Consider the following 19,318-nt stretch of genomic DNA (forward strand, 5'->3'; position numbering starts at 1 on the left):
GCCTGGAGGAACTCATGGACCCCTCGGGGGAGAGTCCCGAGGCGGTAACAGGTCAAGGCCGCATCGCTGGGGTGGCACCGACAGGGGCGCCCCCTGCGGCGACGCCCCCTGTCAAAGCCCCGGTTCAGCGGGGTGCGCGAGTGCGCGGGCCGCAACGACGAGAGAATGCCCAGTCGAGGCCTCGTCAATTGATACCTCCGGTGCCGAGTCGCCACAACTAAGGCGAAGGCAGCAGCGCGACCAAGAAGCCGCACCACCCGGCGGGGTAGAGGGGGACGGCACGCGCACAAGGACATGAGTGGAAATAGGGAAGGGCTCCTCGCCCCGCAGAGAAAACCTGCGGAAGCAAGGTAGCCGCGGTGAGCCGACGAGGCGAAGCCCGGCGAAGGCGAGAGCCCGACGGATGGGGTCGTAGTATCGATGAAGCGAGTTAATGCCCGTGGAGCGACGGGCCTCTACCGGAGGCACTCCAAGCAGAGGAGCGGGGCGGGAGCGGGATGACACAGCCCACCATCAGTCCGCAGGAACTCCGCTGAGGATAGTCCATCGGGCAAAGTCCACCCTGAAGCATCTCTTCTGGGGACTGTATGTCCACGTCCTCACACCCGACGTTCTCGAAGTCGCCTACCTGGAAGCTAAGCACAACGGTGGGGCTCCCGGCCAAGACGGCATCACCTGCGAGCACATCCAGGAGGATGGGACTGGCAGGGTTTCTCGGCGCAGCCGCCAAGGACCTTCGCACCGGCACATTGACCGTACCGACGAAGAGAAATTCCGCAGGAGGGCGGCAAGGTGCGTGTCATCTCGGTCCCAGCGATTCGAGACCGCGTCGTCCAAGGTGGCCTCCGGCTGGTATTGGAGCCAATCTTCGAGGCCGACTTCTCCGGCAGTTCCTTTGGGGCGAGGTCGGGGCGCTCGGCGCATGAGGCCATCGACAGCGTGCGGCAGGGGCTGCGACGGCGCAGACACCACGTCGTGGACGTGGACTTGAAGGCATGCTTCGACAGCATTCGGCACGAGCCGCTGCTAGAGCGGGTGGACCGAAGAGTCCAGGACGGCGAGGTGTTGGCGCTCGTGAATCAGTTGCTGAAGAGCACAGGGGACAGGGAATCCCGCAGGGCTTGTTGCCCCTGTCTCCGTTGCTGGCCAACATCGCGTTGAACGGCCTCGTCCATGCCCTGGACCGGGACGAGGGCGAGGGCGAGGGCGAGGCTTCCTCGCCTATGCGCGGTACTTGGACGACATGGTGATGCTCGCCCCCGACTCCGAGCAGGGGCAGAGGTGGGCAGCACGGGCGATGGAGCGCATCCGCCGAGAGACGGAGGCACTCGGCGTGTCGCTCAATACAGATGAGGACGTGAACGGTGCCAATGATTGGCCGTGGCGCCTCCTTCGCGCTCCTGGGCTTCGATTTCCGATGGAAGAGGAGCCCGAAGACGGGGACGTGGTACCCCAATACGAATCCTCGACGAAAGCAGGTCATCGAAGTTCTGTGCCGCGTGCGCTATGTCCTGAGGAACAGCAGAACTCTTGCGGTGCAGTCAGCCGTGGCGGAGGTGAATGTCATCGTGCGCGGCTGGGTGAACTACTTTCGGTGGGACAACTCGTACCAGGCGCTCGACAGGGTGAAACGCCACGTCGAACTCAAGGTGAGGCGGTTCGCGGCGAAGAGAGCGAAGCGAGGGGCTTCAGTTGGAAGCGATGGAGTATGGACGTCGTGCACGGGCACCCGGGGCCTCTTGAATGACTACCGGGTGAGGTACCACGCCGTTCTGAAAGTAGGCCTCCCACCGAGCGGAACCATAACCCTGGTGAGATGACGCCTTCGCGGTGAGCCGGATGCGGGAAACCCGCCTGTCCGGTTCGATGCGGCGGGGACCGGAGACGGGGTTATGGCATGCGCTACGCGGGCACGAAGCTGGAAACGGCGGAATCAGCCAAGCGCAGCCTGCACACCACCGCGCCGGCCCGCGACCCGACCGCATGAGAGGATTCAGTCGATGCGCTTCATCTCCTGGACTGCTGGGGTGAGGCTCAGGGCGCCTTGACGGACTGGGTCCGCAGGCGTCCAGTTGCGCGTATCTCGGCTCCAGTGCTCTGGGGATGGGTGCAGGTGCGCTGGCACACTTCGTTAGGCCCTGTCAGCCGAGAGGGATCCAGCGGAGGCCCGCTGCTGTTCCTACAGCTGCGAATCAGGCCGCTCTCGCTGCTTGCTCTCGCCGCAGGCCGCAGCCTGCTCGGCACGTCAAGGCGACAATTTCTCTGATACAATGCACTGGTGTCTTAACAATTCGGTGCGATATATAGAGGCGTCATGGCCCGCAGCCGTGACGGCCGGATCACTCGGCCCTCCAGAAGGAAGCCGTAAATAATGACGCAACGTCCGACTCGGTTTGCCAGTAGGCTGCTTTTCGTCGCCTGCAGCATTATTCTAGCATGTGATTCGTCGCCTTTCGTTGAAGAACCATCCCCGGAGTCTCCCGTCTCCAGGCAGGATGGCCTCTATATTCATGAAGACGCAGTGGGGTGGCTGTGGACGTACAACGGCAATGTGGTTCCGGTATGCTGGAGCACGTCAGGCGCTGCTGCCCAGAAAACGGTTGTTCAGAACATCATCACGAACACCTGGGGCCGGTATGCCAACATACAGTTCACTGGATTCGGCGACTGCCCTACGACCCTCCCCAGTGGTAATCCGGGCCACGTGAGGGTGCGGTTGGATGTCGATACCGCCTCCCCAAACAGTGCCGGCAGCGGCTGGGCCCACGTAGGCTATGGGTATGCCTCGCGTCATCCGACGCAGGGCGATAGCATGGGCATCACCATTGGGGCTCAAGCCTCGCAGGGCAGACTTGAATACCTCGCCGTTCATTATTTTGGACGCGTCCTGGGGTTCGGAAAAGAAACGGACCGCGACGACAACTACGAGCGTCTGCCGGATGGCACAGCCTGCGGCTCGGCGGCGCCAGTGCCAGGGGTGATGTTGACAGCCTATGATCGTGACTCGATCATGCATCCTTGCAACTTCTTCGGGAATATCACGGCACGCCTCAGCAAGGGCGACATCACGGGCGCCCAGGCCGTATACGGACCCTCTGCATGGTATCAGAGCATGAAGAACAGACTGCTTCCCCTCATGAACCGCGCCGGGACCGGGCGTATGGACGCCCTCTATATCCACAACTCGGGTGGCTACGGTTATATCTTCGCAAGTGAGAACATTTTTGCCGCCCTTCCTACATCTGTCGTTGGTTCGACCAGTAGTGTGGACGCCCTTGCGTGGCTGACGGGTGACTCCAACCAAGACGACCTGACAGATATCTTCAGGGTCTGGAACAATAACGGCTCCGTCGAGCTCATCGTCTACCCGTGGAAGCCGGGCTATAGTTGGCCCGTCCCGTCGCAACAACTCCAGGGCAGCCTGCAGGCGTTCAAGTACCTGCCGGTCGATGTGGATGGCGATGGGCGGACGGATATTGCCGAGCTGTCAGCAGCGAGCGCCGGCCAACTTCAGATTTCGGTCCATGCCGCCACCGCGAACAATACCTACCAGACCACCGCGACAACGGTGATGACAGGTGGATACGGCGCCGTCGAGTGGTTGACTGGCGACGTCGATGCGGATGGCCGAACAGATATCTTCCAGATCTGGAACAACGGGGGCAATGTCGGTCTCATAATCAGCAAGGGCAATGACGTCTGCGACTGCTATGTCAACGGATGGGTCGATACCTCGGGTATCCAGGGGCCTATCGCCGATTCGAGGTTCTTTGCGTTTGACATCGACAACGACAGCCGCACGGATCTGATCCAGGCCCGCAATGCCAACGACACCCTTGAGCTGCGAGTCCACAAGAATGTCGGAGGCCTGCAGTTCACCACGACTTATACTGCCCTCATGCCTGCAGGCTCAGGCGCGGTGGACTGGCTGGTGGGCGACACCAACCTCGATGGCATTCCGGACCTCATGCAACTCTGGAGCGACTTCGGACGCCTCAACGTCATTCTCTGGCGCTGGAACGGAACCGCATTCGTCTCGGCCTACGCCACCAACAACATCACTGCTCCGACGACGGCCCTCGCCTTCCATGCCGGGGATTTAGACGGCGACGGCGATGCTGATATCGTCCAGTATCGAGACGATGGCCATGGCAAGCTCTTGATGAGCCTCTATCGATACGTCAGCGCCACCAACGAGTTCGTGCAATACAACAACCCTCCAGTCTGGTCGTTGTAGGCTGAACCAGTCGGGCGCGAAGGCGACGAGTTCGACAGTTTCGTAGCGGATGCGCCTGATACAGCGGGGACTGGAGCGTCCAGAGGGACGTTCCAGTCTCTCTTTTTTGTCCCCGCTGCTTCTTGACGAAGTTGTAGACTTTACCGCCGGCTGCATTTCCCCGGGCAGGTATCTGGTGAAGCGTGCCCTCTCTGCCAACGTGAGTGAGACGGTCCGAATCCGGCAGTTTAGGTCAGGGAGCCGGCGGCTCCCGCCACAGGGGCAGGGTGATGCGGCTTCCACCGAGCCAGGTGATGTCGAGCGGAACCTTCGCGTCGGCGATGGACTCGCTGCTGACGTCCTTGCCGGTGCCGTAGTTGACCTGTGACTGCGCCTGCTTGTTGATGGCCAGCACGATGACGACCTGGCTCCCCGCTTCGAGCTTGCGACTGGTCATCCTGCCGCTCTGGAACGTCAGGCGCTGGGGCTTGCCCGGCGTGAGCAGTCGTCGCTGGGCGCGGTCCGCGACGTAGCTGGCACGCGCCAGCACGTACGACAGGTAGAAGTACTCACCCCCCTTGGTGCGCTCGAAGAGCACCACGTTGAAGTCGAAGTCCTTCTTGTTGGTGATGAAGTCGAGCTGCCCTGAGAACAGGCCGCTGACCTCCACGGGCGCATCGAGCGGCTCGCTGACGAAGGTGAAACCGTTGCGCGCGTCCACGGTGGTGTCGACGATGCGCGCGGGCTCGGAGTGTCTTCCCTCCGAGCGGTCCTTCAGGTCCACGCGCTGACGGAGCACCGTGCCCGGCGCGGGCGGCTCCAGGGCCAGCCGGTGCGTGTCACCCGAGGGCGCGGGGTCCAGGTACAGCTCCAGCGAGGCATTGCTCAAGGCCGGGAGCCCCGGCGCGTGCTTCCACGTGTTCGTGCCCATCACCTGGTGGTTGATGCGGTCCTTGAGCAGCTCGGGCCGGGGCCCCTTGCGCAGCACGTGGTTCAACCACTGGTAGCGCAGCTCCATCACGTCGAGCCGGGCGACGGGGTCGATGCGGTAGCCCATCAGCTCATCGCTGGAGACGCGCTGCGCGCCGACATGGTCATACGGCCCGATGACGAACGTGTGGTTCGCGTCCTTCGCGTACTTGAGGTGCTCGGTGAGGTAATACATCGCGCTCAGCGAGCAGCCGTCGTAGTAGCCCGTGGTGGTGAGCACGGGGATGCGGATGCGCGCGAACTCCTCGCGATACGGAATCATCTTCCGCCAGTAGGCGTCGTAGCCCGGGTGCTTCAGCCACCGCTGGTAGAAGGGATTGGGGCGGCCATCCAGCCGCTCCAGCGCGCGGTAGGGCTCGCCGCTCGCGAACCAGCGCTCGTCGAGCGCGTCCCACCGCGCGCCATCGAAGTAGTCCGCATCCGCCAGCCCTTTGTCGAGCGTGACGTAGCGCGGCCACTTGTAGAAGAAGCTCTGGAAGACGTTGCCCTGCATCGGCACGTCGATGCCCGGCGCGACCGGGACCGACGGCATGATGGTCTTCAGCGCCGGGTGCCCGTGCTTCGCCGCCGCCCACTGGGTGAAGCCTTCATAACTGCCGCCGAACATGCCGACCTGACCATCGCTCCACGGCTGACGGCTCACCCAGTCGATGACGGCGGTGGCGTCGGCGCCGTCGTGCTCGAAGGGCACGGGGGCCTGGGGACTGCCTCGCTTGCCTCGCGTGTTCGCCGTCACGCCCGCGAAGCCATTCGCCGCCGAGCGCACGGCCTCGCGAACGTTGTCGTCCTGGGCGTAGATGGTGAAGGACATCGCCGTGGGCAACGGCCCTGACGCCTTCCGGGGCCGCGCCACGATGACGGACACCGACGCGCCATCCGGCGTGCGCACCAGGAGGTCTCGCTCGATGACGTAGCGCCGCGCGTCGTCCTCGGCCCACAGGGTTTCGGCCTGGGGGAGCAGCTCCTGGAAGGACTGGTGCACCTGGTACAGCCGCACCAGGTCCAGGGCCTGGGCCAGCGAGACGCGGCCTGACTTCCGCGCGTCCTCGACCCCGGCCTCCAGCTCTCTCCGCGCGCGCTCCAGGTCGAACCGGAACATGCCCGTGGCCTGGAAGGCCGCCCGGTCATCCAAGGCGCCGAATGTCTGTTGGAAGGCGGTGCTCAGCGCCTGTGCATACGGCGTCCCGTGGGTCGCCTGTTCGAGCTTCGCCCGCGCGTGGGCCTCGTATTGAAGGAAGGTGATGCCCTTCACGGGCGACTTCACCTCGCGCAAGGGCCGCAGGGCTCGAATGGACTCGAGCGCACCCGCGAAGTCTCCCGCCACGAACTGGAGTCGGAACACATGTCCCAGGCGCGTGTCGGCGTCCTGCTCCGGGTACTGCGTCAGCACCTGCCTCGCGAGGGCGGGCATGGCCTGGGCCAGGACGTCGGGGGCCGCGGAGGTGGGAGCGGCGAAGTCGCGAGGCTGGGCCTGGGCGACGGTGACGAGGAGGAGGAGGGGAAGACAGAACAGTCGGTGCATGGAGGCTCGGCGAAGGGTCGCGAAGATAACGCTCCCGCCCCGCCTCCTGGTGGCCCCGCATGCGTGGATTTCTTCACGGACATGAGCGTCCACCGGGGCCTCTCACGGTGGAGGTGTGCGGGGAGCCCACCTGTTCGGTTCACGAGTCCGCGTTGGCTGTGTGTTCCGTCCGACGAAGCGCGCGCCGTGGGAGCGAGCGTGTTGGGACCGCGACGGCGGCTCCATCCTTCGGACCAGTTACCGTTCCCCGCAGCCGATGCGACCTTGCGAGCCCGGACGTCACTGGCGATGCAGGAAGCTGAGCGCCGGCCCAGGACCTTCGGGGGGGACCGGATGATCGACGAAGTCGATCTGCGATTGAAGTCGTGGGCAGGCCGCATCTCCGGCGACGCACCCGTGTACCTGGGCGTGCCGGACCGCGACGCCGTCGAGCGCGGCGTGTGCCTGTACCTCTTGGAGCTGGGGCCCGCGCCTCCCGCGAGAGGCGGACGCCGCGTGCCGCTCCAGATTTCCGTCTGCTACCTCGTCACCGTGGGCGCCGAGTCGCCCGAACTCGCCCACCGGCTGCTCGGGGAGCTGGTCTTCGCGGCCATGGAGGAAGCCGAGTTCGAGGTGGACCTCACCCCCGTGCCCGCCAGCGTCTGGGCGGGGCTGCGCATCCCCCCGCGTCCCGGCTTCCGGCTGCGCCTGCCCGTGCGACGCGAGCGTCCGCAACCCGTGGTCCACCGGGTGCGCTTCCCCATCGTCACCCAGGCGGTGCCCGCCGAGGCGCTGCTGGGCTGTGTCGTCGGTCCCGGTGACGTGCCCATTCCGGGCGCGCTGGTGGAATTGCCCGGGCTGAGTCTGGCCACGCGCACGGACGACAAGGGCTGCTTTCGTTTTCCCCGCGTGCCGCCAGTGGCCACGCTGGGGCGGCTGGAGGTGCGAGCGAAGGGGGAGTTGCTCGCGCTGGGTCCGGAGGCGCTCGCCTCCGAGCCCCAACCGCTGCTCATTCGCTTGCCGCTGAAGGAGGACTGACGTGCCGAACTACCTGACGCCCGGCGTCTATGTGGAGGAGGTTCCCAGTGGGACACGCTCCATCCAGGGCGTGGGCACCACCACCGCGGCCTTCGTTGGCCGGGCGCCCGCCAGGGATGCTCGGCTCCATGAGGCGGTGCCCGTCAATGGCTGGGCGCAGTTCGTGAAGGAGTTCGCGCCCCCCGGCTCTCCGGGCACCTCCCTGGCCCGCGCCGTGTACGGCTTCTTCGAGAACGGCGGCCGGCGCTGCTTCATCGTCAACATCGGCGACAGCGAGAGCGTCATCGGCGACGCGCGCAGGCGTCAGGGCGTGGCGGTGCTGGAAGAGGTCAGCGAGGTGGCCATGGTGGCCGCGCCCGGCTTCACGGACGCGGCGGCCTGGGACGCGCTCTTGTCCCACTGCGAGAAGATGCGGGACCGCATCGCCATCCTGGACGCGCCCGAGGACGTGGAGGAGGTGGAGCGGCTCACCAAGGTCTCCACCGGCGCGGAAGGGCCCGGCCTGCGCTGCCGCTTCTCCGACCAGGGCTACGGCGCCTTCTACTACCCGTGGTTCTCCACGCCGGACCCGCTCGGCGACGGCAAGGCCATGGTCAACGTGCCGCCCTCCGGGCACATCGCGGGCATCTACGCACGCACGGACGTCACGCGAGGCGTGCACAAGGCCCCCGCCAATGAGGTGGTGCGCGGCGCCATGCGGCTGGTGCGCGACGTGACGCCCGAGGAGCAGGGCGAGCTCAATCAGGTGGGCGTCAACTGCATCCGCTACTTCCCGCGCGGCGGCATCCGCGTGTGGGGCGCGCGCACGGTGGCGGACGCCGCCAGCGAGTGGCGCTACGTCAACGTGCGCCGGCTCTTCAACTTCGTGGAGGAGTCCATCGCGCTGGGCACCAACTGGACGGTGTTCGAGCCGAATGACCCCACGCTGTGGAAGTCCATCCACCGCGACGTGAGCGCCTTCCTGCTGCGCCTGTGGCGCGACGGCGCGCTGATGGGACGCACCAAGGAAGAGGCGTTCTTCGTGCAGTGCGACGAACAGACGAACACGCAGGAGACCATCGACGCCGGCCAGGTCATCGCGGTCATCGGTCTGGCGCCGGTGAAGCCGGCGGAGTTCATCATCTTCCGCATCGGCCAGCACGCGGGCGGGGCGGAAGTGGAGGAGGTGTCGAATGGCTGAGGCCAAGGCTCCCGAGGCGGCCCCCCCGGAGCAGGAAGCGGGCGCCCAGCCCGGCGCGCTCGCGGACCCGTTCCGTGCGTACAACTTCAAGCTGCTCATCGACGGCGTGAACGAAGGACACTTCACCCAGTGCACCGGGCTGGAGGTCGAAGTCACCGCGCTGCACTACCGCGAGGGCGGAGCGGGCCCGGTGACGCGCAGGCTGGCGGGGCCCGTCACGCACGGAGACATGACGCTGCGCTACGGCGTCACCGTGTCACCCGAGCTGTGGAACTGGTTCCTCGCGTCGATGAACGGCGTGCCCCAGCGCAAGAACGTGTCGGTCCTGCTCCTGGACATGGATGGGGTGACGGAGAAGCTGCGCTGGAACCTCAACGAGGCGTGGCCGAAGAAGTGGCGGGCGGCGCCGCTGGATGCGCTCGGCCAGCAGATCGCCATCGACTCACTCACCCTCGTCTTCGAGTCCATCACCCGTGGCTGAGCCCACGCGCAGACCCGTGCCCGGCGCGTGGCTGCGCGCCGTCGCTCGGAAGATGAAGGCGTGGGCGGAGTCCGTGCTCTCCGAGGAGGAGAGCGACTTCGCCGCGGCGCTCGCCCAGGCGCGCGTGTCGCTGGACGCCCCGCGTCCCGACGCGAGCCCGGACGGCGCCGAGGTTGCCCGTGTCCCCGCCGCGCCCGTCACCGTGACGGCCCCCGCGGTGGGGCTGGGAGCTCCAGAGCACTGGCTCCGCGATATCCAGGCGCGGCGCACCGTGGGGCCTCCCGCGGACTGGGTGGCCCGGGTGCGGAAGGTCGCGCCCCATCTCGTCGAGGGGCTTCCGGAAGCGGAGGCACCGCTGCCGGTGAGTGACGCCCACCTCTCGTTCCGCACGCGGATGTTGCTCTCGGCATCGTCGAGCGCCGCGCCCGCCTCCGCGAGTGCTCCGTCATTGGCTCCTCCGCCCAGACGCGACGCCGCGCGTCCGTCAGCCGGCCCCGAGCGGGTCGCGCACCGTCCTGCCACGCAAGCGCCCTCGGAGCGGGGGCCCTCCGCGTCGGCGCGCGGTGAAGGGGGCTCCGAGACTTCCGGGCGGCAAGGGCCCGTGGGTGTTCCTCGCGAGGCGCCTCGACACGCCTCGAAGGTGTCGCCCCTGTCGATGCCGAATCCCTTCGCTGCGCCATCGCCTCCGACGCCCGTTCCCATGGACGCGGGGCGGCTCCTGGCCGAGGTGGCCATCACCCCCACCCCGTCGTTGATGCATGGAGGGCCGGCCTTCGCCAACCCGGTGATGGTGGCCTCCACTCCCGCGTCGCCTTCGGAGGTGTGCGTGCCTCCCCTGCGGGAAGAGGACCGCGAGCGGAACCTGTGCGCTTCGGGATATCCCCAAGGCATCTCCGCGTCCCAGGCGCTGGGGCTGCAAGGCGTCCCCGTGAAGGCGGCGCCCCCGGCGCCTCGGCGCGCAACGCCCCGGTTCACCGGCGAGCCGTGGGGGCCACGTCGACGTCAGGCCGAACTCCAGGAGGAGGCGCGCCCGGCGGTGCAGCGGGACGTGTTGCTGGAGCGCACGCCCCCGTTCGCTCCCCGCACCTGGACGGAGGCCGAGGAGGATGGGAGGCGCGGCGCGAGCGCACGGGAGCAGGAGGAGGCTTCGACGGCGCGCTTCGCCACCCCCGTGAGGGAGGAGCCACCGGGTGCGCCCGAGGAATCGGCCACGGCCGACCCGGCTTCCTGGCCGGAGCTTCCGTCCGCCCTGGCCCCGGAGTCTCCGGACGTCGCCCAGGAACTTCGGCTCTGGACGCGGCTGCGTCGGCTCGAGCGCGAGCAGCGGGGTGAGTGATGGAGCGCGTGGCCTTCCTCATCGAGCCCGGCGGTGAGCGCATCGGGTGTCTGCTCAACCCGGAGACGCTCGTCGTGCGTCGAGAGGCGGGGCTGCGCCCGAGGCGCGCGCTGGGAGGCTCGCTGCCGTGGGGTGGGCCCGGAGACGACCCGCTGCTCTTCACTGGTGGCGGCACCACCGAGATGACGTTGGACCTGCTCTTCGATGTCTCGCTCTCCGGCTCCACCCTGGAGACGGAGGACGTGCGGGAGCTCACCGAGCCTTTGTGGCGCCTGGCGGAGAACGGCCTGCGAGAGGACGGCGGCATGCGTCCCTCGCTGGCGCGCATGGTGTGGGGCAAGCGGCTCAACTTCCTGGGCGTGGTGGCCGCCGTCGCGGAGCGACTGGAGCACTTCACGGCGACGGGGGCGCCTCGGCGCTCGTGGCTGCGCCTTCGGTTGGTGCGAGTGGAGGACGAGACGGGCCTCAGGGAGCCGGTGGAGCGCGGCGAGCCGCCAGACGCGGACGCCGTGGAAGCCGCCCTGACGCCGGAGGACTACGAGGCCCACACGGTGCTCGGGACCGAAGAGGGGGACGACGGCATGCCGGCCTCCGGGCAGCGCCTGGATGAAATCGCGCACCAGCGCTACGGCGACCCGTCGATGTGGCGCCTCATCGCCGCGCTCAACGGCATCTCAGACCCCTCGCGCATTCCCGCCGGACAGGTGCTGCGCCTGCCCACGCCCGAAGCGCTTCGGAGGGTGATGTGAGCCAGCTGCGAGGGTTGCCCGAGCTGCGCATCGAGGTGGACGGCGCGCCGCTGCCGACGGGGGATTTGCGCTCGCTCGCGTCCATCCAGGTGTCGCAGCGACTGGCGCTGCCCACGCAGTGCGAGCTGACCTTCACCGACTCGCGCGGCGTCCTGGCGACCTCCGGTCTTCCTCCGGGGACCTCGCTGCGCGTCGCGGCCTCGTCGTCGCTGGAGGACCTCTTTCTCGGGGAGGTGACGGCCGTCGAGTTCTCGCATGCGCGAGGCGGCGCGCGCGAGGTGCGGGTGCGCGGCTATGACGTCCTGCACCGCCTGCGCAAACGGCAGCCGGTGCGCGCGCACGTCCAGGTGACGCTGGAGGACCTGGCGAAAGAGCTCGTCTCCGGATTGGGGCTCTCCGTGAAGGCCGCGTCCTCCGGGCCGCTGTGGCGCTACCTCATCCAGCATGGCCAGTCCGACTTGGAGCTGCTGGTGGAGTACGCGGACCGCTGCGGGCTGTTCCCCATCCTCCACGGCGACACGCTGCGACTGGTGACGCTGGAGGGTGAGGGCACGCCCGTGTCGCTGCGGTTGGGCGAGTCGCTGCTGGAGGCCTCCATCGAGGTCAATGGCGACGCGGCCTGTCGCGAGGTGTCCGCCGAGGGCTGGGACGTGCTGCGCGCGGAGGCCCACGCGGGTCGCGCGGACGTGCCCCGGGTGGGACGGGACGTGGAGGCGGGAGTCTCGCCGGAGCGCGTGGGTGGCGAGTCGCGTCGCTCGTTGGTGGATGAGGCGGCGGAGGGCATCCCCCACGTCGAGTCGGCGGCGCAGGCGGAGCTGGACCACCGGGGCGCGCGCGAGGTGGTGCTCACCGGCCTTGCCGAGGGCGACGCGAGGCTGCGGCCCGGCGCGCGCGTGGACGTAGCGGGCGTGGCCTCGCTGGTGGCGGGGCGCTACGTGCTCACCAGCGTCACGCACCGCATCGACGCCAGACAGGGCTTCGTCTCGGAGTTGTCCTCCGAGCCTCCCGCGCGAAGGCCCCGGGCACGGGCGTCCGCGGTGACGCTGGGCATGGTGAGCCGGGTGGATGACCCGGATGGGCGGGGCCGCGTGCGGGCGACGCTGCCTTCGTATGGGGGCGTGGAGACGGACTGGATGCAGGTGCTGGCGGCGGGCGGCGGCTCCGGCAAGGGGCTGATGCTGTTGCCGGACGTGGGGGACACGGTGCTGCTCGCGCTGGGCGGAGAGGACCCTGCGCGGGGCGTGGTGGTGGGAGGGTTGTATGGCGGCGGGGGGCCTCCGGACGCGGGCGTCGAGGGCGGCTCGGTGCGGCGCTACACGCTGCTGACCACGGGTGGGCACCGGCTGAAGCTGGACGACGAGAGCCGCACGCTGCGCCTGGAGGATGGCACCGGCAGCTACCTGGAGCTGTCACCGAAGGGGGTGCGGTTGCACTCGAAGGTGGCGATGGAGCTCGAGGCGCCGGGCCAGGACGTGGTCATCCGTGGACGGTCCATTGACTTCCGGAGAGGCTGAATGCGGCTGCTGACCGTGGACGCGCTGGTGGTGTGTGCCCATGAGCTGGGGCGCGTGGGGCTCGTGAACTCGCAGCCCTGGGTGACGGTGGAGCGCCGGCCGCTGCTCGTGCGCGCGGACCCGGAGGGGCGTCCCATCGGCGGGTGTCCCAACATCGGCCCCACCATCAAACCCTGCACCACCACGTTGAAGGTGCAGCAGGGGTACTCCACGCTGGTCACCATCGACGGCAAGCCCGTGTGCCTGGACACGCTGACGGGGCTGACGGACGGCACGCCGCCCGGCATCGTGAAGTACAAGGTCAACGCGCCCGGCCAGATGCTGGTGACGGAGGAGCGATGAGCGCGCCCCGCTTCCGCACCTGGCGCTTCGCGCACCCGGACTTCGAGATGGCGGAGAAGTCCGGCCTGCGCGTGGCTCCCACGGGCCGCGTGGAGATGGTGGAGGAGCACGCCGCCATCCGTCAGGCCGTGCTGCTCCTGCTCACCACGGTGCCCGGCGAGCGCGTCATGCGCCCGGACTACGGCTGTGAGTTGCACAAGCTGCTCTTCGCCAACAACGACGACACCACCGCGGGGCTCGCCATCCACTACGTGCGCCGCGCCCTGGACCGCTGGGAGCCGCGCATCCAGGTGCTTCACCTGGACGCCACCCGGAGCGCGGAGGACGGCTTCCGACTGGACGTGTCCGTCGAGTACCGCGTGCGCTCCACCGGCCGCACGGAGCGGCTGGCCTATCCCTATTCGCTCGCGGGAGGCCCGACATGACGTCGCTGCCGACACCCCGGCTCGACGACCGGAGCTTCTCCCAGCTCGTGGAGCAGGCGCGCTCACGCATCCTCGCCCTGTGTCCGGAGTGGACGGACCTCACGCCGCACGACCCGGGCATGGTGCTGGTGGAGGTGTTCTCTCACCTCACCGAGACGATGCTCTACCGGCTCAACCGGCTGCCGGAGAAGGCCTACGTGGAGTTCCTCCGGCTGCTCGGCGTGCGCCTCCAGCCGCCCGCCGCCGCGTCGGTGCGCCTGCGCTTCTCGCTGGCCCGCGCCTCCGAGCGACCGACGGAGATTCCTCGCAACACGCCCGTCACCCTGTCGCGCGCCGGCGCGGGCGTGGAGCCCGTCGTGTTCCACACGGCGGACGCGGTGACGATTGCGCCAGGGGACACGCAGGTGGAGGTGCTCGCGTATCACTGCGACCCGGTGGACGGGGAGCTGGTGGGCGTGGGCACGGGCCTGCCGGGCCTCACCGTGCAGGCGAAGCGTCCCCCCATCGTCGCGCCCACCGGGGACTCGCTGGACCTCGTCGTGGGAGTGGAGGCGGGGCCCGGGGAATTGGATGCGCGCGCGCCGGCCCGCCGCCATGACGGCCGCACCTACCGCATCTGGCGCGAGGTGGAGAACTTCGCGGCGCTGGACTCGAACGAGCCCGCGTACGTGGCGGACCGGATGACGGGCACCATCACCTTCGCGTCCTCGGTGCGCCTGGCCAACGAGACGGGGGCGCTGGACGAGCCGCGCACGCTGGCGGCGGTGCCGGGAGTAGGGCGGGAGATTCGCCTCTGGTACCGGCGCGGTGGAGGCGCCGCGGGCAACGTGGCGGCGGGCACGCTGGAGGTGCTCAAGGCGCCCATCCCAGGCTTGAAGGTCACCAACCCCCGGCCCGCGACGGGCGGCCGCGTGGCGGAGACGCTGGAGAACGCGCTCCTGCGCGGGCCCCAGGAGCTGCACTCGCTGCGGCGCGCCGTCACCGCGGGAGACTTCGAACTCTTGGCGCTGCGCAGCTCCGGCGCGGTGGCGCGCGCCAAGGCCGTCACCCTGGCGCAGTTGTGGTCCCACGCCCCCGCGGGCACGGTGGAGGTGTTGCTGGTGCCGCACCTGCCGCCGGAGGTGCGAGGCGCGTCGGGTGAGGGAATCACGGAGGCGGCGCTGCGCGAGCACGAGACGGAGGAGGCCCGCGCGCGCATCCACGCGGAGCTGGACCTGCGCCGTCCGCTGGGCACCACCTGCCATGTGGAGTGGGCGCGCTACAAGACGGTGCGGGTGCAGGCGCGCGTGGTGGCACACCGCGAGGAGGACACGGCGGCGCTGCGCGCGCGGCTCACCGAGCGGCTCCACCAGGTGCTCACGCCGCTGCCCTCGGGACTCCAGCCGGAAGGGTGGCGCTTCGGCCAGGCGCTGCGCGCTTCGCATGTCTACGACGCGCTCCTGGCGGAGCCAGGCGTCAGCTACCTCGACAAGGTGCGGCTGCTGGTGGACGAGGTGCCCCGCGAGGTGCGCACCCTGGCCGCCGACAGCTTCCAGCCGGGCACCTTCTACGCGGGCGGCGGCGAGACGCTGTTCCGCACGGTGAACGACGCGGACGGCTGGGAGCGGGCGGGCCTGTTCCCCGGCGAGGACGTGGACGCGGTGGAGGCGCATCCCCAGCGCGCGGGCCTCGTCGCCGTGTGCGCGCGGCTGGCCGCGGACTCGAAGCGCTCCCGCATCCACCTGTCCTACGACTGCGGCGAGACGTGGGACGACACCACGCACACGCTGGACGCGGTGGAGGACCTGACGTGGGCGGAGCGCGACGGTGTGCCGGTGCTGCTCCTGGCCACGCGCGTGGGCCTGTTCGAGCTGGTGTCGCGTCCGGGCGCCACGCCCATCCAGGTGCTGGTGGACCCCGCCAATCAGGACCTGGGCTTCTACGCGGTGGCCGCGACGACGGACGTGCGCGGCGCGGTGAATGTCGCGGTGGCGGCCATGGGCACTCGGGGCGTCTTCCTGTCGAGCGGCGGTGGACGCGGAGGCACCTTCCGTCCCATCGGCCCCAAGGGCCAGGACGTGCGCGTGCTGGAGGTCCAGAAGGACGGGCCTCGCTCCTTCCTCTGGGCGGGCCTCGCCGCGGCCAGTGGCGCGGACCCGGGCAGGGGCGCGCTGTGCTGGGAGTTGATGGGCAGCGCGGACCCGCCGGACGGCTGGCGTCCGTTCGACAGGAACTGGGATGGCGGCAGTTGTCTGGCGCTCGCGTTCAGCGGCTCCACCGTGTACGCGGGCAGCCACCGCGTGGGCGTGCTGTGGGTGGACTCGAGTCGCCCCGGTGCCTCCTGGCGGCGTCCCGACGTGGGCTGTGGCCTGCCGCTGCGCGAGGCGGAGCGCTTGTTCCAGCCCGTGTCCGCGCTGGCGTCCTCGCCCACGGGCGCCCCGGTGCTCGCGGGAGGACCGGACGGCGTCTTCCGTCGCCCCCGAGGCAGCGAGCGCTATGAGCCCGTCTCCACGCGCGAGTTCACCGAGAAGGTGACGCTGCCGCCCACGTGGCTCCTCAGCTCCGGCGCGCACACGCTGGAAGTGGTGACGGACGATGCGGAGCCCTGACATCCAGCGGCTGTTGCCGGGCGTCTTCCAGCGCACCGTGCTGCCGGGCTCTCCGCTCACCGCGCTGCTGGCGGTGATGGACGCGCTGCACGCGCCCAGCGAGGACGTGCTCGCCGGGCTGGAGTCCCACTTCGACCCGCGCCGGGCGCCGGACCGCTTCGTGCCCTTCCTGGCGCGTTGGGTGGGCATGGACCTGCCCGTGTCCACGGGCCTGGGACGGCTGCGAGAGCTGGTGGCGCAGGCGGTGGAGATATCGCGCTGGCGCGGCACCGCGCGCGGCCTGCGGTTGTTCCTCACCACGGCCACCGGCCGCACCGACTTCCAGGTAGACGACGCGGTGCCCGGCGAGGACGGCAGGCCGCGGCCCTTTCACGTCCTGGTGCTCGCGCCCTCGGCGGTGTCCTCCCACCGGCTGCTGCTGGAGCGAATCATCGAGCGGGAAAAGCCCGCATACGTCACCTATGAGCTGCGTTTCGCGCAGCCGCCTCAAGGAGCCAGTTGATGCCCCGCGCCTTTGACATCACCGCCGTGACGGACACCGTCCGTCTGAATGCGACGGGACAAGGGGAGGTGGCCTACACGGTGTCCAACGCGCTGCGTGCCCCCGTCCGAGCCCGGGCCTCCATCGTCCCGGGCCCCGGCGCGAAGGCGGAGTGGGCCACCATCTCCGGAGGCGACGAGCGGGACTTCGCGCCGGACGGCACGCAGCAGCTCAGCGTGCAGCTTCGCGTCCCACCGGGAACACCGCCGGGACGCTTCACCTTCCACCTGCTCGTGGTGGACGTGACGAACCCGGACGAGCGCTACGCGGAAGGGCCCGCCACGGCCTTTGAAGTCGTGGCCGCGCCGCCGCCCAAGAAGCCCTTCCCCTGGATGTGGGTCGCGCTGGCGGCGGGCGTCATCCTCATCATCGGGACGGTGATTGGCATCATCTCGTCGAGTGGGGGCGCCGAACTGGGCCAGCCCTGCCCGGGGGGGGACTGTGACAAGGGGCTCACGTGTACGGACCCGGATGGCGGCTCGTGCCTGGTGTCCGCGGGCGAGGCGTGTGACGGCGGCGCGATGTGCTCCACCGGCTTCTGCAACAGGAGGGGCGAGTGCCAGCTGGCACTGGGGCAGACGTGCGCGAGTCAGCGCGACTGCCCGGGGCCGCTGAAGTGCACGGAGGTGCCCGGCTCGCGGCTGTGCCTGCTGGAGTCCCTGCAGGACTGCGAGCGCGACAGTGACTGCTCCAGCTTCTACTGCCGCGCCGACGGGAAATGCAGCCGGGACGACGGGCGCTGCGAGAGCAACGCGGACTGTCGCCAGCCGGCGCAGTGTGGCCCCACGAAGCTCTGCCAGCTCTCGGATGGACAGCCCTGCCGGTCCAACGAGGTCTGCCTCTCCGGCTTCTGCGCGGGGACGTGTCAGGTCGCCCCGCTGGGCTTCCAATGTCCGGGCCCGTGCCCGGACTTCACTGTCTGCAGCAATGGCCAGTGCGTCAACGTCCGGGCGACGGTGCTCAACCAGGAGATGCTCCAGGTCTCCCCCCGCAAGTCGGAAATCATGGAGCAGATGCAGGAGCAGCAGCGTCTGCAACTGGAGATGCGTCGGCGGGAAGAGGGCATCATCCGGTAGCGCCATGCCCGAGCTCAAGCCCCTCCATGTCGTGCTCATCCTGGCCATCGTCGCCATCGTCGCGCTCTATGTCCTGGGCGTGGGCCTGGGGGCGAAGGATGAGTCCTCCCGTCGCGACAGTCCCACGCAGTCCGCCCAGGAACTCCGGGAGCGGTTCATCAAGCCCGAGCCGGTGGATGCCTCGGAACTGGCCGCGACGTGTGCCTTCCAGGAGGGGGTGCTCGTCCTTCCGAGCGGGGGCTCCTGCCGGGTGGACGTGAAGGCGTCCGACACGCGGATGCGCTCGCTGGAGGTGGTGCCCCGCCCCCTCTCCGTGGTCCGGGTGTCGCTGGCGTCGAGGGGCAAGCCGTCGGTGCCGGCGAAGTTCGACCCGCTGAAGGAGGCGAAGAAGCTGGACGTGGCGAAGGAGGGCGCGGACCTGGAGGTGACGTGTCTGTCGGCCCCTCCGCAGCGTCCCATCTGCGAGCTGGGACTGAGGTGAGCAGGAGCGGCCTCAGGCCGGCGCGGCGCGCTTGAGGCGCAGCACCTTGAGGATGGACACCAGCGCGCCCACCAGCAGCAGCACGGCCCAGATGAGGCCGAGGATGGCGACGATGATGGCGCTCACCGCGTCGGTGATGCTGACGAGGATGCCGGGCACCAGTCCGTGGAGGAGGGACACCACGGCGTTGGCCAGGAGCGACGTGAGGTAGAGCAGCACCAGGCCCTTGTTCTGGAGGAAGCGCTGGTGCGCGAGCACCAGGCACACGCCCGCGGCGAGCTTGAGGAACATCAAGAACCCCAGCGTGCCGGCCGCGCCTCCCCGGTTGAAGAAGCCCCACACTGCCAGATAGGCCAGCGTGCCGAAGGGCACCGACGCGACGAGCGTTATCATCGTCAGCGTCAGCGCGATGGCGGCCATGAGCAGGCCGAAGCCGGTGAGCAGCGCGACGATGGAGCCGATGAGCGTCGCCAGTCCCTGCACTCGCCCGTGGACGCGCTCGGGGATGATGAGGCTCGCGCCCATCAACCCGAGCGTGAGTAGCAGCAGCGCATCCACCAGGGCGAGGTAGGGAATGCCCAGGCCCGGCGTGGGCGGGTTCTCCTTCTGCGTGCGCACCACGTCGGAGGGGTCCACGTCCTCGCCCTCGCAAATCGCGGCGTGCAGGGGACGGCAGTCCTCGGGGAAGCCCGGAGGCAGCGGCGCGCAGGGCTTCGTGCCACTCAGCACCGAGCAGTCCGGCGACTTCTGGGGCAGCAGGATGGGCGAGCCCACCTCCACGAGCACACAGAGCGCCAGCAGCACCAGCGCGGCGATGAGGAAGGGTCTTCGCATGCGGTCCATGCCGCGCCCCCCGGCAA

At 69.0% G+C, this 19,318-nt stretch carries 17 protein-coding genes; 15 read left to right on the forward strand and 2 right to left on the reverse strand.

Translation table 11 applies throughout. The features are described from left to right. Window positions 1-792 precede the first annotated feature (792 nt). From HUA74_RS46090 to HUA74_RS34280, 3 genes are all read left to right on the forward strand, one after another. Complete coding sequence (locus tag HUA74_RS46090) at window positions 793-1,161, forward strand: reverse transcriptase domain-containing protein (RefSeq protein WP_371817351.1); 369 nt, start codon at window positions 793-795, stop codon at window positions 1,159-1,161. A 209-nt stretch (window positions 1,162-1,370) separates the two neighbouring features. Beyond that, window positions 1,371-1,820, forward strand: a complete 450-nt coding sequence (locus HUA74_RS46095) for a group II intron maturase-specific domain-containing protein (RefSeq protein ID WP_254625372.1) — start codon at window positions 1,371-1,373, stop codon at window positions 1,818-1,820. 992 nt (window positions 1,821-2,812) lie between these two features. Next, window positions 2,813-4,237: a VCBS repeat-containing protein gene (locus tag HUA74_RS34280; protein WP_174457922.1), complete on the forward strand. Its 1,425-nt coding sequence runs from the start codon at window positions 2,813-2,815 to the stop codon at window positions 4,235-4,237. 232 nt (window positions 4,238-4,469) lie between these two features. Here the strand turns inward: HUA74_RS34280 and HUA74_RS34285 are convergent, their stop codons facing one another. After that, the gene (locus HUA74_RS34285) at window positions 4,470-6,728 is read right to left on the reverse strand and encodes a CocE/NonD family hydrolase (RefSeq protein WP_174457923.1); all 2,259 of its coding nucleotides are present in this window, start codon (window positions 6,726-6,728) and stop codon (window positions 4,470-4,472) included. A 333-nt stretch (window positions 6,729-7,061) separates the two neighbouring features. On the opposite strand from HUA74_RS34285, the gene HUA74_RS34290 reads away from it, so the two are divergent. From HUA74_RS34290 to HUA74_RS34345, 12 genes are read left to right on the forward strand one after another with little or no spacing between them, the layout of a single operon-like run. After that, a complete protein-coding gene (locus HUA74_RS34290) occupies window positions 7,062-7,745 on the forward strand; it encodes a carboxypeptidase-like regulatory domain-containing protein (RefSeq protein ID WP_141645050.1) in 684 nt (227 codons plus the stop codon). 1 nt (window position 7,746) lies between these two features. Then, window positions 7,747-8,925, forward strand: coding sequence for a phage tail sheath family protein (locus HUA74_RS34295; RefSeq protein WP_174457924.1), 1,179 nt, complete (start codon window positions 7,747-7,749; stop codon window positions 8,923-8,925). Further along, window positions 8,918-9,406, forward strand: a complete 489-nt coding sequence (locus HUA74_RS34300; protein WP_141645052.1) for a phage tail protein — start codon at window positions 8,918-8,920, stop codon at window positions 9,404-9,406. The genes HUA74_RS34295 and HUA74_RS34300 overlap by 8 nt, the downstream gene beginning before the upstream one ends. Next, entirely contained in the window at window positions 9,399-10,742 is a 1,344-nt protein-coding gene (locus HUA74_RS34305) for a hypothetical protein (RefSeq protein ID WP_174457925.1), read from the forward strand. The genes HUA74_RS34300 and HUA74_RS34305 overlap by 8 nt, the downstream gene beginning before the upstream one ends. Continuing rightward, window positions 10,742-11,491 carry a LysM peptidoglycan-binding domain-containing protein gene (locus tag HUA74_RS34310; RefSeq protein WP_141645054.1) on the forward strand — a complete coding sequence of 250 codons (750 nt, stop codon included), beginning with the start codon at window positions 10,742-10,744 and terminating at the stop codon, window positions 11,489-11,491. The genes HUA74_RS34305 and HUA74_RS34310 overlap by 1 nt, the downstream gene beginning before the upstream one ends. Then, window positions 11,488-13,005, forward strand: a complete 1,518-nt coding sequence (locus tag HUA74_RS46725; RefSeq protein ID WP_174457926.1) for a phage baseplate assembly protein V — start codon at window positions 11,488-11,490, stop codon at window positions 13,003-13,005. The genes HUA74_RS34310 and HUA74_RS46725 overlap by 4 nt, the downstream gene beginning before the upstream one ends. After that, window positions 13,006-13,347, forward strand: coding sequence for a hypothetical protein (locus HUA74_RS34320; RefSeq protein ID WP_141649479.1), 342 nt, complete (start codon window positions 13,006-13,008; stop codon window positions 13,345-13,347). After that, complete coding sequence (locus tag HUA74_RS34325; protein ID WP_141649480.1) at window positions 13,344-13,772, forward strand: GPW/gp25 family protein; 429 nt, start codon at window positions 13,344-13,346, stop codon at window positions 13,770-13,772. Before HUA74_RS34320 ends, HUA74_RS34325 begins: the two co-directional genes overlap by 4 nt. Further along, window positions 13,769-16,360, forward strand: a complete 2,592-nt coding sequence (locus HUA74_RS34330) for a putative baseplate assembly protein (protein WP_174457927.1) — start codon at window positions 13,769-13,771, stop codon at window positions 16,358-16,360. The genes HUA74_RS34325 and HUA74_RS34330 overlap by 4 nt, the downstream gene beginning before the upstream one ends. Continuing rightward, complete coding sequence (locus HUA74_RS34335) at window positions 16,347-16,862, forward strand: phage tail protein (RefSeq protein ID WP_174457928.1); 516 nt, start codon at window positions 16,347-16,349, stop codon at window positions 16,860-16,862. Before HUA74_RS34330 ends, HUA74_RS34335 begins: the two co-directional genes overlap by 14 nt. Beyond that, the gene (locus tag HUA74_RS34340) at window positions 16,862-17,977 is read left to right on the forward strand and encodes a hypothetical protein (RefSeq protein WP_174457929.1); all 1,116 of its coding nucleotides are present in this window, start codon (window positions 16,862-16,864) and stop codon (window positions 17,975-17,977) included. Before HUA74_RS34335 ends, HUA74_RS34340 begins: the two co-directional genes overlap by 1 nt. Window positions 17,978-17,981: 4 nt before the next feature. Beyond that, window positions 17,982-18,458: a hypothetical protein gene (locus HUA74_RS34345; protein ID WP_174457930.1), complete on the forward strand. Its 477-nt coding sequence runs from the start codon at window positions 17,982-17,984 to the stop codon at window positions 18,456-18,458. A gap of 12 nt (window positions 18,459-18,470) precedes the next feature. Here the strand turns inward: HUA74_RS34345 and HUA74_RS34350 are convergent, their stop codons facing one another. Beyond that, window positions 18,471-19,292: a hypothetical protein gene (locus tag HUA74_RS34350; RefSeq protein WP_174457931.1), complete on the reverse strand. Its 822-nt coding sequence runs from the start codon at window positions 19,290-19,292 to the stop codon at window positions 18,471-18,473. Window positions 19,293-19,318 lie beyond the last annotated feature (26 nt).

Origin of the sequence: Myxococcus sp. CA051A (assembly GCF_013336705.1) — a bacterium.
Classification (GTDB): domain Bacteria; phylum Myxococcota; class Myxococcia; order Myxococcales; family Myxococcaceae; genus Myxococcus; species Myxococcus llanfairpwllgwyngyllgogerychwyrndrobwllllantysiliogogogochensis.

Bases quoted from the DNA above. Each gene is read 5' to 3' on its own strand.
- HUA74_RS46095 (WP_254625372.1), top strand. From the start codon at position 1,371: ATGATTGGCCGTGGCGCCTCCTTCGCGCTCCTGGGCTTCGATTTCCGA.
- HUA74_RS34280 (WP_174457922.1), top strand. From the start codon at position 2,813: ATGGGCATCACCATTGGGGCTCAAGCCTCGCAGGGCAGACTTGAATAC.
- HUA74_RS34285 (WP_174457923.1), bottom strand. From the start codon at position 6,728: ATGCACCGACTGTTCTGTCTTCCCCTCCTCCTCCTCGTCACCGTCGCC.
- HUA74_RS34290 (WP_141645050.1), top strand. From the start codon at position 7,062: ATGATCGACGAAGTCGATCTGCGATTGAAGTCGTGGGCAGGCCGCATC.
- HUA74_RS34300 (WP_141645052.1), top strand. From the start codon at position 8,918: ATGGCTGAGGCCAAGGCTCCCGAGGCGGCCCCCCCGGAGCAGGAAGCG.
- HUA74_RS34310 (WP_141645054.1), top strand. From the start codon at position 10,742: ATGGAGCGCGTGGCCTTCCTCATCGAGCCCGGCGGTGAGCGCATCGGG.
- HUA74_RS34320 (WP_141649479.1), top strand. From the start codon at position 13,006: ATGCGGCTGCTGACCGTGGACGCGCTGGTGGTGTGTGCCCATGAGCTG.
- HUA74_RS34325 (WP_141649480.1), top strand. From the start codon at position 13,344: ATGAGCGCGCCCCGCTTCCGCACCTGGCGCTTCGCGCACCCGGACTTC.
- HUA74_RS34330 (WP_174457927.1), top strand. From the start codon at position 13,769: ATGACGTCGCTGCCGACACCCCGGCTCGACGACCGGAGCTTCTCCCAG.
- HUA74_RS34335 (WP_174457928.1), top strand. From the start codon at position 16,347: ATGCGGAGCCCTGACATCCAGCGGCTGTTGCCGGGCGTCTTCCAGCGC.
- HUA74_RS34340 (WP_174457929.1), top strand. From the start codon at position 16,862: ATGCCCCGCGCCTTTGACATCACCGCCGTGACGGACACCGTCCGTCTG.
- HUA74_RS34345 (WP_174457930.1), top strand. From the start codon at position 17,982: ATGCCCGAGCTCAAGCCCCTCCATGTCGTGCTCATCCTGGCCATCGTC.
- HUA74_RS34350 (WP_174457931.1), bottom strand. From the start codon at position 19,292: ATGCGAAGACCCTTCCTCATCGCCGCGCTGGTGCTGCTGGCGCTCTGT.